Source organism: Streptomyces sp. NPDC046759 (assembly GCF_040645475.1).
Classification (GTDB): Bacteria; Actinomycetota; Actinomycetes; order Streptomycetales; family Streptomycetaceae; genus Streptomyces.
In genome coordinates this window covers 190,572-204,683 of record NZ_JBEYYJ010000010.1, presented here as the reverse complement: position 1 = coordinate 204,683, position 14,112 = coordinate 190,572, and the positions used below count along the sequence as shown (strand labels likewise).

13 protein-coding genes are annotated in these 14,112 nt (G+C 70.5%); 11 read left to right on the top strand and 2 right to left on the bottom strand.

The genetic code is table 11. The features are described from left to right. Nucleotides 1-34 precede the first annotated feature (34 nt). From ABZ919_RS16520 to ABZ919_RS16470, 11 genes are all read left to right on the top strand, one after another. Nucleotides 35-790 carry a GntR family transcriptional regulator gene (locus ABZ919_RS16520; protein ID WP_361247943.1) on the top strand — a complete coding sequence of 252 codons (756 nt, stop codon included), beginning with the start codon at nt 35-37 and terminating at the stop codon, nt 788-790. Nucleotides 791-922: 132 nt separating this feature from the next. Beyond that, nucleotides 923-2,047, top strand: a complete 1,125-nt coding sequence (locus ABZ919_RS16515) for a TIGR03364 family FAD-dependent oxidoreductase (RefSeq protein WP_361247941.1) — start codon at nt 923-925, stop codon at nt 2,045-2,047. Between the two features lie 7 nt (nt 2,048-2,054). After that, nucleotides 2,055-2,750: a phosphonatase-like hydrolase gene (locus tag ABZ919_RS16510; RefSeq protein ID WP_361247939.1), complete on the top strand. Its 696-nt coding sequence runs from the start codon at nt 2,055-2,057 to the stop codon at nt 2,748-2,750. Nucleotide 2,751: 1 nt separating this feature from the next. Next, the gene (locus tag ABZ919_RS16505; protein ID WP_361247937.1) at nt 2,752-3,798 is read left to right on the top strand and encodes an ABC transporter ATP-binding protein; all 1,047 of its coding nucleotides are present in this window, start codon (nt 2,752-2,754) and stop codon (nt 3,796-3,798) included. Further along, a complete protein-coding gene (locus ABZ919_RS16500; protein WP_361247935.1) occupies nt 3,791-4,573 on the top strand; it encodes a 2-aminoethylphosphonate ABC transporter permease subunit in 783 nt (260 codons plus the stop codon). The genes ABZ919_RS16505 and ABZ919_RS16500 overlap by 8 nt, the downstream gene beginning before the upstream one ends. Then, the gene (locus tag ABZ919_RS16495) at nt 4,560-5,357 is read left to right on the top strand and encodes an ABC transporter permease subunit (protein ID WP_361247933.1); all 798 of its coding nucleotides are present in this window, start codon (nt 4,560-4,562) and stop codon (nt 5,355-5,357) included. The genes ABZ919_RS16500 and ABZ919_RS16495 overlap by 14 nt, the downstream gene beginning before the upstream one ends. A gap of 45 nt (nt 5,358-5,402) precedes the next feature. Continuing rightward, nucleotides 5,403-6,458: a 2-aminoethylphosphonate ABC transporter substrate-binding protein gene (locus ABZ919_RS16490; protein WP_361247931.1), complete on the top strand. Its 1,056-nt coding sequence runs from the start codon at nt 5,403-5,405 to the stop codon at nt 6,456-6,458. A 124-nt stretch (nt 6,459-6,582) separates the two neighbouring features. Continuing rightward, nucleotides 6,583-7,362 carry an HAD-IIA family hydrolase gene (locus tag ABZ919_RS16485; RefSeq protein WP_361247929.1) on the top strand — a complete coding sequence of 260 codons (780 nt, stop codon included), beginning with the start codon at nt 6,583-6,585 and terminating at the stop codon, nt 7,360-7,362. A gap of 138 nt (nt 7,363-7,500) precedes the next feature. Further along, nucleotides 7,501-8,052 carry a hypothetical protein gene (locus ABZ919_RS16480; RefSeq protein ID WP_361247928.1) on the top strand — a complete coding sequence of 184 codons (552 nt, stop codon included), beginning with the start codon at nt 7,501-7,503 and terminating at the stop codon, nt 8,050-8,052. A 9-nt stretch (nt 8,053-8,061) separates the two neighbouring features. Beyond that, the gene (locus ABZ919_RS16475) at nt 8,062-8,730 is read left to right on the top strand and encodes a class F sortase (protein ID WP_361247926.1); all 669 of its coding nucleotides are present in this window, start codon (nt 8,062-8,064) and stop codon (nt 8,728-8,730) included. Nucleotides 8,731-8,843: 113 nt separating this feature from the next. After that, nucleotides 8,844-9,866, top strand: a complete 1,023-nt coding sequence (locus ABZ919_RS16470; RefSeq protein ID WP_361247924.1) for a glycoside hydrolase family 6 protein — start codon at nt 8,844-8,846, stop codon at nt 9,864-9,866. Here ABZ919_RS16470 and ABZ919_RS16465 read toward each other — a convergent pair whose 3' ends face one another. Together ABZ919_RS16465 and ABZ919_RS16460 are read right to left on the bottom strand one after the other, a co-directional pair. Further along, a complete protein-coding gene (locus ABZ919_RS16465) occupies nt 9,867-11,801 on the bottom strand; it encodes a kelch motif-containing protein (protein WP_361247922.1) in 1,935 nt (644 codons plus the stop codon). Then, nucleotides 11,798-13,810 carry a glycosyltransferase family 2 protein gene (locus ABZ919_RS16460; RefSeq protein ID WP_361247920.1) on the bottom strand — a complete coding sequence of 671 codons (2,013 nt, stop codon included), beginning with the start codon at nt 13,808-13,810 and terminating at the stop codon, nt 11,798-11,800. The genes ABZ919_RS16465 and ABZ919_RS16460 overlap by 4 nt, the downstream gene beginning before the upstream one ends. Between the last annotated feature and the right edge of the window lie 302 nt (nt 13,811-14,112).

Genomic DNA, 14,112 nt, shown 5'->3' with positions numbered 1-14,112 from the left:
CGGACGCCACCTGCCCGTCTGCGACGATCCCTGCGTGGACTACCCGAACGACCAGGCCCCCGGCGCCCCCGTCCGCTCCGGCATTCCCGAGCACGGGCGCGTCCCCAAGTACTACGCGGTGAAGGCACGGATCGCCGCGCTGCTGGAGGAGCTGGGGGAGGACAGTGTCATCCCCACCGAGCGGGACCTCGCCGAGCGGTACGACGTCGCGCGGGAGACCGTGCGGCAGGCCGTGCGGGAACTGGTGCTGGAGGGAAGACTGAGGCGGAAGGGGCGCGGGACCGTCGTCGCCGGCCCCAAGCTCGCCCAGCCGCTGTCCCTGGCCAGCTACACCGAGGGTGTGCGGCGGCAGGGCCGTACACCCGGTCGTACGCTCGTCTCCCTCGACCGCTTCCCCTGCCCGGACGCGCTCGCCGCCGAGACCGGACTGACCCGGGGCGAACCCGTCTGGCACCTCGAGCGGGTGCTGCTCGCCGACGAGGAGCGGGTCGGCCTGGAGAGCACGTACGTCGCCGTCGAGCGGGTGCCCCGGCTGGACTGCGACTTCGACCCCGACTCCTCCTTCTACGGCTACCTCGCCGCCCAGGGCATCACCTTCGGCGACGCCGACGAGCGGATCGAGACCGTGCTGGCCACGCCCCGCGAGGCCCTGCTCATCGGCACCCCGCCCGCCCTGCCCATGCTGCTCATCCACCGCGTCTCCCGGGACACCGGGGGCCGGCCGCTGGAGCGGGTGCGGTCGCTGTACCGGGGGGACCGGTTCTCCTTCACCGCTCACCTCGCGGGCTGAAGGACACCGGTACCGCCCCTCGGTCCAATGTCACGAAAGCATAACGGGTCTAGCCCAAAAGTGATGGGTCGTTCACGCTCTCGTTGTCAGCCGGATGTCTCCGGTTCCCCGGTCGCGAGGAGCGTTGCCGTCGTGAAAGTGACAGTCGTCGGAGCAGGCGTGGTGGGCACCATGCACGCCTGGCAAGCAGTGCAGCGGGGCCACCAGGTCGTCCAGATCGAGCGCGAGGCCGAGGCGCGCGGCGCCTCGCTGCGCAACTTCGGGCAGATCTGGGTCAGTGGCCGCGCCGGTGGAGAAGAGCTGGAGACCGCGCTGCGGGCGCGGGAGCTGTGGGAGGGCATCGGTGCGCGCGTTCCGGCGCTCGGGTTCCGGGCCAACGGGTCCCTGACCCCCCTCCGCAGTCCCCTCGAAACCGCCGTGGCCGAGGCCGCCGTGGGCCGCCCGGACGCCGCCGCCCGCGGTTACAAGCTCCTCACCCCGGGCGAGGCCCGCGCCCTCAACCCCGCCCTGCGAGGCGACTTCACCGCCGCCCTGTACTGCGAGCGGGACGCGGCCGTGGAGCCGCGCACCGCGCAGCTGGCCCTGCGGGAAGAACTGCTGAAGTCCCCGGACTACACCTTCCTGCCGGGACGGGAGGTGCGCGAGGTGGCCGGCGCCGGAACCGTCCGGGACGACCACGGGGACGTGCACCGGGCCGACGCCGTCGTGCTGTGCACCGGCGCCTGGCTCGGCGGACTGGTCCGCGAACTCGCCGGGCCGGACCTGCCCGTGCGCCGCGTCCGGCTGCAGATGATGCAGACCGACCCGCTGGGCGAGCCGCTGCCGACCTCCGTCGCCGACGCCGACAGCTTCCGCTACTACCCGGCCTACGCCTCCCCTGCCCTGGACCGGCTCAACGCCGACCAGCCCCAGCCGCAGACCGCCGCCACGCACAAGATGCAGCTGCTCATGGTGCAGCGTGCCGACGGCGGCCTGACCATCGGCGACACCCACGAGTACGAGCACCCCTTCGCCTTCGACACCGTCGAGGAGCCGTACGAGCACCTGACCGGTGTCGTCGAGTCCCTGCTCGGCCGGCCGCTGCCGCGCATCCGCCGCCGCTGGGCGGGCGTGTACGCGCAGTGCACCGAGGCCGGCCGGGTGGTGCACCGCCAGCAGGTGCGCGAGGGGGTGTGGCTGGTCACCGGGCCCGGCGGGCGCGGCATGACCTGCGCCCCCGCGATAGCCGAGACCACCGCGAACGAACTGGGCTGGTGAGCACCAGATGACCGACATCCGCAACGACATCCGGCTCGTCGTGCTGGACATGGCCGGCACGACCGTCGCCGACGGCGGCCTGGTCGAGCGCGCCTTCGAGGCCGCCGCCACCGAACTCGGCGTCGAACCGGGCTCGGCCCGGCACGCCGAGCACCTCGCCCACGTCCGCGCCACCATGGGCGAGTCCAAGATCTCCGTCTTCCGGCACCTGTTCGGCGACGAGGACCGCGCCCGGCGCGCCAACACCGCCTTCGAGGAGGCGTACGGCGATCTCGTCGACGACGGCCTGATCGCCCCCGTGCCGGGGGCCGAGGAGGCCATCCGGGAGCTGGCCGGCAGCGGCCGTACCGTCGTCCTGACCACCGGCTTCGCCCGCGTCACCCAGGACGCCGTCCTCGCCGCCCTCGGCTGGCGGGACCTCGTCCCACTCACCCTGTGCCCGGCCGACGCCGGCGGGCGCGGACGGCCCTACCCGGACATGGTCCTGGAGGCGTTCGTCCGCACCAAGGCCGCCGAGGACGTACGCCAGGTCGCCGTCGTCGGGGACACCTCCTACGACGTGCTCAGCGGGGTGCGCGCCGGAGCCGGACTGGTCGCGGGCGTGCGCACCGGCGCCCACGGCGAGGCGGAGTTCCGTACCGCCGGTGCCACCCACGTCCTGGACTCCGTGGCCGGCCTGCCCGCCCTGCTGGGAGACCGGTGAGATGAGCATCCGCTTCGACTCCGTCACCGTCGCCTACGACGCGAACGTCGTCCTCGACGCCCTCGACCTGACCGTCGAGCCCGGCGAGGTCATGGCGCTGCTCGGGCCGTCCGGCTCCGGCAAGACCACCGCGCTGCGGGCGGTCGCCGGTTTCGTACGGCCCGTGGCCGGGCGGGTGCTCCTCGGCGGCCGGGACGTGACGGACCTGCCGCCGTACCGGCGGGGCATCGGGATGGTCGTCCAGCAGTACGCGCTGTTCCCGCACATGCGGGTGGACGAGAACGTGGCCTTCGGTCTCAAGGCCCGCCGGACGCCCCGCAACGAGATACGGCCACGGGTCGCCGAGGCACTGGAGATGACCGGCATGGCCGCCTACGCCCGCCGGCATCCGCGTGAGCTGTCCGGCGGGCAGCAGCAGCGGGTCGCCATCGCCCGCGCGCTGGCCATCCGGCCGCACGTGCTGCTCCTGGATGAGCCGCTGTCCGCGCTGGACGCCCAGCTGCGGTCCGGGATGCTGGCCGAACTCGCCCGGCTGCACCGGGAGCTGCCGGACCTCACGATGCTGTACGTCACCCACGACCAGGTCGAGGCGCTGACCCTGGCCGACCGGATCGCGGTGATGGACGCCGCGCGGCTTCAGCAGTGCGGGACGCCTCGCGAGCTGTACCGTTCGCCGAAGAGCGAGTTCACGGCTTCCTTCGTGGGCGGCGCGAACCTGCTGCCCGTGACCGTCGGCGCCGCAGGCGTCGGCTTCGCGGGGACCGAGCTGAAGGTCGACACGGGGGACGCGGCCGCGGGGGCACGGGCCACGTTGTGCGTGCGGCCGCATCTGGTGGGGCTCGGGGACGGTCCCAACCGGCTCGCCGGTGTCGTCCGGGAGATCCAGTGGCGCGGGGCCACTCATCGGCTGTACGTCGAGGTCGGCGGGCACACGGTGATGGCGGACCTGCGTGAACTGAAGGATCCGCCGGCGTACGGCGACGACGTCAGCCTGCACTTCGCGGCCGAGGACGCGGTGTTGCTGCCCGCCGGAGTCGGTCATGAGTAGGCGGCTGTTGTGGGCCCTTCCCCCCGTCGCCCTCCTCGCCCTCTTCTTCCTCTACCCCCTCGCCCTCGTCGTCCAGCAGTCCTTCCAGCCGGACGGCGGAGGCACCTCCCTGCAGCCGTACGCCGACGTCTTCGCCTCGCAGGCCTTCCGGCACGCGCTGTGGACCACCGTCTGGCTGGCACTGGCGTCCACCGCAGGGTGTCTCGTCCTCGGATTCCTGCTGTCGCTGGTCATCTCGTTCGTACCGTTCCCCGGAGCGAAGGGGGTGGCCCGGTTCATCGATGTGTACCTGTCCTTCCCGTCCTTCCTGATCACGCTCGCGCTGCTGTTCATCTACGGCACGACCGGGATCATCGGCTCCTTCCAGTTCCTCACCACGCCCTGGGGCGTGCTGCTGGCGGAGGTCACCTACTTCACGCCGTTCGTGATGCGGCCGCTGCTCGCCGCCTTCTCGCAGCTGGACACCGCTCAGCTCGAGGCGGCCGGTTCGCTGGGGGCACGAGCGCCGAGGATCGTCCGGCAGGTGATCCTTCCGGAGGCGCTGCCCGCCCTGGCCGCCGGCGGGAGTCTCGTCCTGGTGCTGTGTCTGAACGAGTTCGGGATCGTGCTGTTCACCGGCGCCAAGGGCGTCACCACCCTGCCGGTGCTCGTCTACAGCAAGGCGATTCTGGAGTCCGACTATCCGGGCGCGTGTGTGGTCGCCGTCGTCAACGTCCTGATCTCCGTGGGCCTGTACGGCCTCTACCGGGTGGTGAGCCGTCGTGCTGGTGCATAGCCGCTGGGCCAGGTGGGCCGTGTGGGCGGTGTTCCTCGTCCTGTTCGTGCCGCTGTTCGCGCTCCCCCTCCTCGTCGTCCTCGGCGCCTCCTTCGCCACCCACTGGTCCGGCGTCCTGCCCTCGGGGCTGACCACCGCCGACTACCGGGCGGCGACCCGCGGCGAGGCGCTGCAGGCGCTCACCACCAGTCTCCTCACGGCCACCGCCGCCAGCCTGCTCGCGCTGGCCGTCGGCACCTGGGCCGCACTGGCCGGGGCGGCCCTGAAGGAGCGCCACCGCACGGTCATGGACGCGCTGTTCGTGCTCCCGGTCGCCGTACCGTCGGTCGTGGTCGGACTGGCGGTCCTGGTGGCGTTCTCCAAGCCGCCGATGCTGCTCAACGGCACCCGGTGGATCGTGATCCTCGCCCACGCCGTCCTCGTCACCGCCTTCGCCCACCGGTCCGTGTCGGCGGCGATCACCCGCCTCGACCCGGCCTGCGAACAGGCCGCCGCCTCCCTCGGCGCCCGGCCCTCCTACGCGCTGTGGCGGGTACGGCTGCCCCTGCTGCTGCCCTCGCTGACCGCCGCGGCCGGCCTCTGCTTCGCCCTCTCCATGGGCGAGCTGAGCGCCACGATGATGCTCTATCCGCCGGACTGGATCCCGCTGCCCGTCCTGATCTACGCGGCCACCGACCGCGGTGCCCTGTTCATCGGCTCCGCCGTCGCCGTGGTGCTGATGGCCGCGACCCTGCTCGTCCTGTTCGCCGTCTCCCGGGTCCGCACCCGGGCGTCGTACCGCTGACCACTCACTCCGCAACCTCCGTACACGCCAGGAGTTGGCCCCGCCATGCCCAGAAACCGCCTCACGCTCGCCGTAGCCCTCGCCCTGCTCGCCACCCCCGTGCTGTCCGCCTGCGGCTCCTCCTCGGCCGCCTCCGACGCCAAGGTCGTCACCGTCTACAGCGCCGACGGCCTCAAGGGCGAGAACGGTGACGGCTGGTACGACAAGGTCTTCGCCGACTTCACCAAGCAGACCGGCATCAAGGTCAAGTACGTCGAGGGCGGCTCCGGCGAGATGGTGCAGCGCGCCGTCCGCGAGAAGAGCAACCCGCAGGCCGACGTGCTGGTCACCCTGCCGCCCTTCATCCAGCAGGCCGACGGCAAGGGCCTGCTGCAGAAGTACCAGCCGAAGGACTCCGACCAGGTCAGCGGCGGCGACAAGGCCGTCGACGGCACCTGGACCTCCGTCGTGAACAACTACTTCGGGTTCGTCTACAACAAGAAGGAGCTGAAGCAGGCCCCCAAGACCTGGGACGAGCTGCTCGACGCCAAGTACAAGAACAAGCTGCAGTACTCCACCCCGGGCGTCGCCGGCGACGGCACCGCGGTCCTCATCAAGGCCGTCCACGACTTCGGCGGCAAGGACGCCGCCCTCGCCTACCTGAAGAAGCTGCAGGCCAACAACGTCGGCCCGTCCGCCTCCACCGGCAAGCTCGCCCCCAAGGTGGACAAGGGCGAACTGCTCGTCGCCAACGGCGACGTGCAGATGAACTACGCCCAGGCCAAGGACATGCCCGACCTCGGCATCTGGTTCCCGGCCGGCAAGGACGGCAAGCCCACCACCTTCGCGCTGCCGTACGCGGCCGGCCTGGTCACCAAGGCCCCGCACAGCGAGAACGGCCGCAAGCTGCTCGACTTCATGCTCGCGCAGAAGCAGCAGCAGGAGGTGAGCGAGATCGGCGGCGGCTTCGCCGCCCGCCAGGACGTCAAGGCCACCGACGCCAACGCCATCGCCCTCACCAAGATCATGGACGGTGTCGACCTCTTCCAGCCGGACTGGAACGACATCGACAAGAACCTCACCTCGTACGTCGAGGACTGGAAGTCCGCCACCGGAAGCTGAGCCGATCGGCCGCCGTACGCGCGGGTCAAGATCAGGCCACCCTGATTAGGCTGGGGGCGTCGGTACGCCGTGGTTCCGGCGCCCCCAGCCTTGTCGACCGTACGCACGCCAGGAGACGCACAACATGGCAGACCGCAAGCCGATCGAGTCGTGGCTCACCGACATGGACGGTGTCCTGATCCACGAGGGTGTTCCGATTCCCGGCGCCGACGCCTTCCTGAAGAGGCTGCGCGAGTCCGGGCGCCCCTTCCTGGTGCTGACCAACAACTCCATCTACACCGCCCGCGACCTGCACGCACGGCTGCGCCGCATGGGCCTGGACGTGCCGGTGGACAACATCTGGACCTCGGCGCTCGCCACCGCCCAGTTCCTGAACGACCAGCGGCCCGGCGGCAGCGCCTACGTCATCGGCGAAGCCGGCCTGACCACGGCGCTGCACGACATCGGCTACGTCCTCACCGACCACGAGCCCGACTTCGTGATCCTCGGCGAGACCCGCACCTACTCCTTCGAAGCCCTCACCAAGGCCGTGCGGCTGATCAAAGCCGGCGCCCGGTTCATCGCCACCAACCCCGACAACGTCGGCCCGTCCACCGAGGGCGACCTGCCCGCCACCGGCTCGGTCGCCGCCCTGATCACCGCCGCGACCAGGAAGAAGCCGTACTTCGTCGGCAAGCCCAACCCGCTGATGATGCGCGCCGGGCTGAACGCCATCGGGGCCCACTCGGAGACCTCCGCGATGATCGGCGACCGCATGGACACCGACGTCCTCGCGGGCCTGGAGGCCGGAATGCGTACCTTCCTGGTGCTCAGCGGCGTCACTCAGCCCGACGACGTCGACCGCTATCCCTTCCGCCCCTCCGAGGTCGTCGACTCCATTGCGGACCTGGTCGACCTGGTCTGACAGGCACCCGCCCCCTCCCCAACCCCGGTTCACCTGGGGTTTTCAAACCCTCATCCACCCGTTCGGAGCAATCGGGCGCCCTCCGAGGATGCGGGGGCGCCCGGGGCGGGGGAGCCTCCTGATAACTGGAGGTTCACGATGGGCTCACTACGCCTCACTCTCTGTACGGGGATCCTTGCCGTCTCCGTGTTCGCCCCGGCGGCCCACGCGGCCGACACGGGCCCGGTCTCCGTGACGCCCGCTGCCCCGGCGCCCGGCACCGACGTGTCCGTGCGCGTCCGGGGCTGCGCCGGGCAGCAGGGCACCGCCGTCTCGGCCGCGTTCGTCACCGACGCCCGGCTGACCGGCAGCCAGGGCACCCTGGACGGTGAGACCCGCGTGCGCTCCTCCGCCGCGCCGGGCACGTACGACGTCAGGATCACCTGCGGCGATTACGTGATCAACGGGAGGATCACGGTGACCGGCAGGGGCGCGGGGCAGCCCGACGAGCAGCCCGGGCGGCAGCCCGCCGATGCCGCCTCGCCCGTCGCTCCCGTGCCCGCGGGCGGCGGCGGCACCGCGCACTTCGCCACGGTGGCCACCACCGAGTCCGGCCCCGACACCGTCCAGACGGTGACCGGCCTGGCCCTCGCCGGGATCGCGGCGGCCGCAGTAGGGCTGCGCACCCGCCGCGACCGCAGTGACCGCTGACGGCGGCCCATGTCCGACGACCACGGGCACGCCACCGGCGCCGGGCGGCTCATCACCGGCCTGACCTGGGCGGTGCTGCTGCTCGGACTGTGGCTGTGGGGGCGCGGGGTGACGGGCGTACCGCACACCGCGCACGGCCCCGCCGCGGGTGACCTCTTCGCCGTCGCACCGGCCGACCCGGTCCGGCTGCCCAGCCCGGCCAGACCGCTCGGGTACGCGCTGCCCCAGCGCGTCGACATCCCGCAGCTGGGCGTGCAGGCACCGGTGGTGAGCCGGGGCCTGGACGCCGAGGGCGCCGTCGACCCGCCACCCTTCGACCAGCCGGGCGTGGTCGGCTGGTACGGCGCCGGCACCGCACCCGGCGCCGCGGGAGCGGCACTTCTGGTCGGGCACGTCGACACCGAGACCCGGCCCGCGGTCTTCTACAAGCTCAGCACCCTCGAGCCCGGCGAGACGGTCCGGGTGGTCCGCTCCGACGGCAGGGTCGCCCGGTTCACCATCGACGGCGTCCGCGTCCTGCCCCGCGCGGATTTCGACGCCCGGCAGGCCTACGGCCCGCACCGGGCCGGCCGCGCCGAGCTGCGCCTGATCACCTGTGGCGGCTCCTTCGACCGCGCCAGCCACAGCTACACGGCCAACGTGGTGGTCTCCGCGTACCTCACCGGAACCACCCGCTGACCCCCGTACGCCCCACCCCGTACGCCCCGCCGTGCGACCTCGCGGCCTCGTGACGGACCGGCCGGATATGCCACGATTGGACACCCGGACCAGTGCGCCCAGGGGGGAATCGCATGTACGACAGCAGGGGGGCCCGTTCTTCCGCGCGGGCGTCGGCGGCGGTGGTGCTGGGGGCGGCACTAGTGCTCGCCGGATGCTCCTCCGGAGGCGGGGACGAGAACGGGGAACCGTCGGCCCGGATCACCCAACAGCCCAAGGCCGCCGACCCGTTCTGGGTGAACCCGGACGGCACCGCGGCCCGCCGGCTCGCCGCCTACGAGAAGTCCGGCAAGAAGACGGAGGCCGCGCAGATCCGCAAGATCGCCGAGCAGCCGGTGGGCGAGTGGATCGGCCCGGAGAACCCGGAGCGGGAGGCCCGCGGCTTCACGGAGGCCGCCCGGCAGTCCGACCGCACGGCCCTGCTCGTCCTCTACAACATCCCGCACCGCGACTGCGGTCAGTACTCCCAGGGCGGCGCCGCCGACGGCAACACCTACCGGGCCTGGATCGACGCGGTGGCCCGGGGCATCGAGGACCGCTCCGCCATCGTGATCCTGGAACCGGACGCCGTACTCCACCTCGTCGACGGCTGCACCCCGGCCCGGTTCCAGGAGGAGCGCTACGACCTCCTCAGGGGCGCGATCGCCAAGCTGAAGTCCCTGAAGAACACCAGGGTCTACCTGGACGCCGGCAACGCCGGCTGGGGCCACCCCGACCAGATCTTCCAGGCCCTGAAGCAGGCCGGCATCGACCGGGCCGACGGCTTCTCCGTCAACGTCTCCAACTTCTACTCCACCCAGGACTCCATCGCCTACGGCAAGCAGCTCTCGTCGAAGGTGGGCGACAAGCACTTCGTCATCGACACCAGCAGGAACGGCAACGGCCCCTACACAGGCGGCGACCCGGCCCAGCGGTGGTGCAACCCGCCGGGCCGGGCCCTGGGAGAAACCCCGACGACGAAGACCGCGGACCCCTCGGTGGACGCCTACCTGTGGGTCAAGCGCCCGGGGGAGTCGGACGGAACGTGCAAGGGGGGTCCGAAGGCGGGGCAGTGGTGGGCGAGTTACGCACTCGCCCTCGCCGAGAACAGCAGGTGACTACGGAACCCTCACCCACTGCGCCTTGCTCGGCGTCCCCTGATCGTCGTCCACGAACAGCATGTACCACCCGGAGGTCACCAGGTTCCGGTTCTTCGGGACCGTCACCGTGATCTTGTTCCCGGACGTCTTGAAGTCCAGGGCGACCGACCGCTGGTCGACGTCCGTCACATGCGTCGAAGCGCTCGGCCGGATCAACCGCACCTTCTTGACACCGGCCGCGTGATCCGACGTGAACGTCCCCGAAGCGCCGCGGGCGATCGTCTGCGGACCCCCACTCAGCGTCGGCCGGGAGTCCCGGTACAGATAAGGCGGCGTGTAGATCTCGATCCGCTGCTCGAACTTCCCCGGCTTGGTGTTCGCCTTGTCCCCGTAGAGCGAGTCGGACCCGAAGAACATCACCCGCCCGTCCGGCAGCAGGATCGACCCGGAGTGGTAGTTCCGCCCCACCAGCGGATCGGCGACCCGGGTGAAGCTGTCGCTGCCGGGGTGGTACAGCCGCGCCTGGAGGATGTCGGAGTCGCCGCGGCCCCGGTAGTCCTCCGAGCCACCGGACACCAGCACCGTGTCGTCGGGCAGGATCGAGGCCTGCGGATACCGGGTGCCCTTCTCCAGCGCGGGCCCGTCCACGAACTTCGGGTTCCTCGCTTTCAGGTCGATCAGCCGGGTCCTCCTGCTCGACAGCTTCGACTCACCGACGCCGCCGCCCCCGATCACCATGAACCTCTCGTTCTGCGCCGGAGGCAGCAGCACGGTTCCGGAGGTCTCCATCATGTTCGGGTCGCTGAGCCCGGGCAGCTTCGTGAACCGGTTGGTGTCGACGTCCCAGATGCCGGGATCCCGGCCCACGTCGTCCGGGCCGTACCCCGCGTTCGAACCCGAGTAGAAGATCTTCCCGTTCTGCATCAGGAACAGCGCCGGATAGGTCGGGAACTGCCGGATCCTCTTGGTGTACGTCCACTTCCTGGTCTTCGGGTCGAAGATCTCGTTCTTGCCGGGCACCAGCTGACCGATGTCGTCGAGGCCGGAGACACTGAGAACCCTGCCGTCCGACAGCGTGGTGAGCGTCGGGTACCAGCGGGCCTCGTTCATCGGGTCGACCTTGATGTACCGCTCGGCGACCGGATCGAACTCGTAGGCGTCCTTGATCCCCTCGAAGTCCTTCTTGTCGAAGGCGAGTTTCTGCGCGATGCCGTAGGTGTTGCGCGCGTCGGCGCCGGTCAGGCCCCGGATCCGGTAGTTGTCCTGGGTGCCGGTCTCGTACTGGGCGCCCTCGGCCCGAGCCTCGACGTAGACCCGGCCGTAACCGGGGTTGTTCCGCAGCCACTTGCCGGTCTTGTCGAAGACCTTCGTGGCGCGCGGGACCAGCACCGGGTCCTGGGAGACGAACGTCCTGCCGTTCTGCCTGCCGGTGAACCGGGTCCCGGCGGGCAGTGTGATCGGTTTGTCCGGGTTCTCGTTGTAGAGGATCATGACGCCGCCGGCCTTCTTGACGTCGCCCTTGAGCTTCTCGTACCGCTTGGTCCCACCCGCGATCAGCAGGTTGCCGTTGGCCAGTTGCGTGTGGCCGGTGCAGAACAGGTCGTTGGGCGTGGGGATCTTCTTGATCGTGCCCTTGACCGGGTCCCAGATCCGGGTGTCGAACCTCTTCTTGTCGAAGTTGTCCTGGTTGTTGCCCGAGCCCGCGACGAGCAGCACCTTGCCGGTGTGCAGGAGCGCCGCATGGATGGTGTCCTGCCGGTACTCCGGCGGGAACTGGATGATGTCCCAGTGGCCGTTCCCGGCCTTGTACTCCGGTCTGTTGATCTTGTACTGGTGGTACTGCGCGGTACCGAAGCGGTAGACCCACGGCCCGTTCATCCCGGCCAGCGCGAGTACCACCGCCGTACCGATCGCGAGCCTGCGGGCGCGGCGGCGGCCGGCCTGGTCCTTCATTCCTCACGTCCCCCAAGTCCGCCAAGGGCGATCTGCATGGTCTGCTCGTTCTCCCCGTCCCGGTCCCCGTCCCGGTCCCCGTCCCGGTCCCCGTCCCGGTCCGCGTGCTGTTCGCCGGCCGCCCAGGTGGGCCGCTTGAGCGGCAGATGGGCCGCGTACGGCCCGGGCACCGCGTCCCGCGGTTCGGCGGCCGTCGCAGCCGCCGGTTTCGGCCTCCTCCGCTCCCGCCGCAGCGCGTACTGCCAGGCGAAGATCGGCGAGGCGGTGATCAGCAGGGCGACGCACGCCCAGGTGATCATCGCCGGGTGGGAGTGGCCGCACACGAAACCGGCGGCGAGCGATCCGGCGAAGACCAGGATGAAGAACCAGTGGACCCGGAACGTCCCGAACAGCGTGTCGGGGCTCGCCGACTCGCCCTTGGGGGTCACCACGAACTTGCTCTTGCGGCGCAGCACGGCGTCCATCAGGGAGCGGGCGTAGATCGGCGCGGACAGCGCGGACATCATCATGCCCGCGACACCTCCGGAACCCTCCGGCTCGTGCGGGGAGACGTTGTGCCGCCGGTTCCACACGTACAGGCCGATCTGGAGCGCGGAGGCGTTGCCGTACAGCATCAGCCACACGGTCGGGTCGATGTTCACGCCCGAGGCGCCCAGGCCGAGGAACAGCGCACAACTCAGCGCCGCGAGAATCCAGTTGAGGGCGGACATCGGATAGAAGACGATCATCATCGTGTAGTTGAAGAGCTTGCCCGGCCCCAGCGTGAACAGGCCCTTCCAGTACTGCTTGAGGATGGTCTCGTACGTCCCCCGCGACCAGCGCAGCTGCTGGGTGAAGAAGTCGGTCCAGGCGTTCGGGCCCTCGCCGACCGCGAGCACGTCCGGAGTGTAGACCGACTTCCACTTCCGGCCGGTCGCCGGGTTCTTGGCGCGGTGCATCTCGAAGCCCGTCGCCATGTCCTCGGTGATGGAGTCGTACAGGCCGCCGATCTGCTTGATGGCGCTGATGCGTACGGCGTTGGAGGTGCCGACGAACATCGGGGCGCCGTAGCGGTTGCCGGCGCGCTGGATCAGGGCGTGGAAGAGGAACTGCTGGGACTCGGCGGCCTTGGTGACGAACGTGTCGTAGTTGCCGTACACCTGCGGGCCGATGACGAAGCCGACGTCCGGGTCGCGGAAGTAACCGAGCATCCGCTCCAGGTAGTTGGGCAGCGGGACATGGTCGGTGTCGACGGAGGCGAAGAAGTCGTAACCGTCGCCGTGCGCCTCCAGCCAGGCGTTGTAGTTGCCGTGCTTGGTCCTGGCGCGGTGCGGGCCCTTCGGCTGGTTCCACCGCGCGACATCCTTGCGGGTGAAGTGGTGCACGCCGAGCCGGGCGCAGACCTCCTTGACGGCCGGGTCGTCGCCCTCGTCCAGCAGCCAGACGTGCAACACGCCCCGGTGGCGCAGCTTCACGGCCGCCTCCAGGGTCTTCGTCACCATCTCCAGCGGCTCCTTGCCGGGCACGTAGGTGGTGATGAAGGCGACTCGGGTGCCGGTCTCGGGGACCACGGGGACCGGGTCGCGGGCGACGAGTGTGGCGTGCGCGTTGGACAGCACGTTCATGCAGCGGAAGAACTCGATCAGGCCGATCGAGACGAGCATGACGACGTCGAGGGCCGGTAGGAAGGCGTGGGCGGGATAGTCGCGTTCGGTCCAGTGTCGCGGCTGGAGCAGCCAGAACAGCAGGACCAGGGAGAGTACGGGGGCCGCGCCCAGCACGAGCGCGGCGCGGATGCGGTGCGGCTCCTGCGAGAGCAGCGACCGGTACTGCACCTTGTACGGCACCGCCGGGTCGGGCTGGGTGAGGGGGCCCGCGAGTCGGCTGTAGTGCTCGTAGTCGTATCTCGGCAGGCTCTTTCTCAGCCGGCGGAACTGGCCCGTCCGGTGCCCGATCGTCCTGAGCTGTGTGGTCTGTGACGGGTCGTCGTGAACGTGGCTCGGTCCGGCGCCCCTCGGCGTCGACGTCATGAGTCATTCCCCCCACACGCAGGTCACCGCGTGTTTCGTCGGTTCCTTCCCGCCCGGCCGGCTCCCCTTGTGCCCGCACGCGCGGATCAGTGGTGGTGTGCTGTCCCCACGTCTTCCCCACGTCCATAGACACGGGACAGCGACCTTCCGGTTGCATGATGCCCCCCTCGGCATCGCTTCATGAGCGGGCCCCCTCCCGCCGTCCGGCAACCGGTTGTCTCCCCCCAACTGCCTGCAGACGGAGGCAGCTTGGGCATCCAAGGGTTCTACGGCGTTCCACGTGATCGCAAGACGCGAAACGC

Excerpts from the sequence above, each read along its gene's own strand:
- ABZ919_RS16510 (WP_361247939.1), top strand. The coding sequence starts at position 2,055 with ATGACCGACATCCGCAACGACATCCGGCTCGTCGTGCTGGACATGGCC.
- ABZ919_RS16505 (WP_361247937.1), top strand. The coding sequence starts at position 2,752 with ATGAGCATCCGCTTCGACTCCGTCACCGTCGCCTACGACGCGAACGTC.
- ABZ919_RS16500 (WP_361247935.1), top strand. The coding sequence starts at position 3,791 with ATGAGTAGGCGGCTGTTGTGGGCCCTTCCCCCCGTCGCCCTCCTCGCC.
- ABZ919_RS16490 (WP_361247931.1), top strand. The coding sequence starts at position 5,403 with ATGCCCAGAAACCGCCTCACGCTCGCCGTAGCCCTCGCCCTGCTCGCC.
- ABZ919_RS16485 (WP_361247929.1), top strand. The coding sequence starts at position 6,583 with ATGGCAGACCGCAAGCCGATCGAGTCGTGGCTCACCGACATGGACGGT.
- ABZ919_RS16480 (WP_361247928.1), top strand. The coding sequence starts at position 7,501 with ATGGGCTCACTACGCCTCACTCTCTGTACGGGGATCCTTGCCGTCTCC.
- ABZ919_RS16475 (WP_361247926.1), top strand. The coding sequence starts at position 8,062 with ATGTCCGACGACCACGGGCACGCCACCGGCGCCGGGCGGCTCATCACC.
- ABZ919_RS16470 (WP_361247924.1), top strand. The coding sequence starts at position 8,844 with ATGTACGACAGCAGGGGGGCCCGTTCTTCCGCGCGGGCGTCGGCGGCG.
- ABZ919_RS16465 (WP_361247922.1), bottom strand. The coding sequence starts at position 11,801 with ATGAAGGACCAGGCCGGCCGCCGCCGCGCCCGCAGGCTCGCGATCGGT.
- ABZ919_RS16460 (WP_361247920.1), bottom strand. The coding sequence starts at position 13,810 with ATGACGTCGACGCCGAGGGGCGCCGGACCGAGCCACGTTCACGACGAC.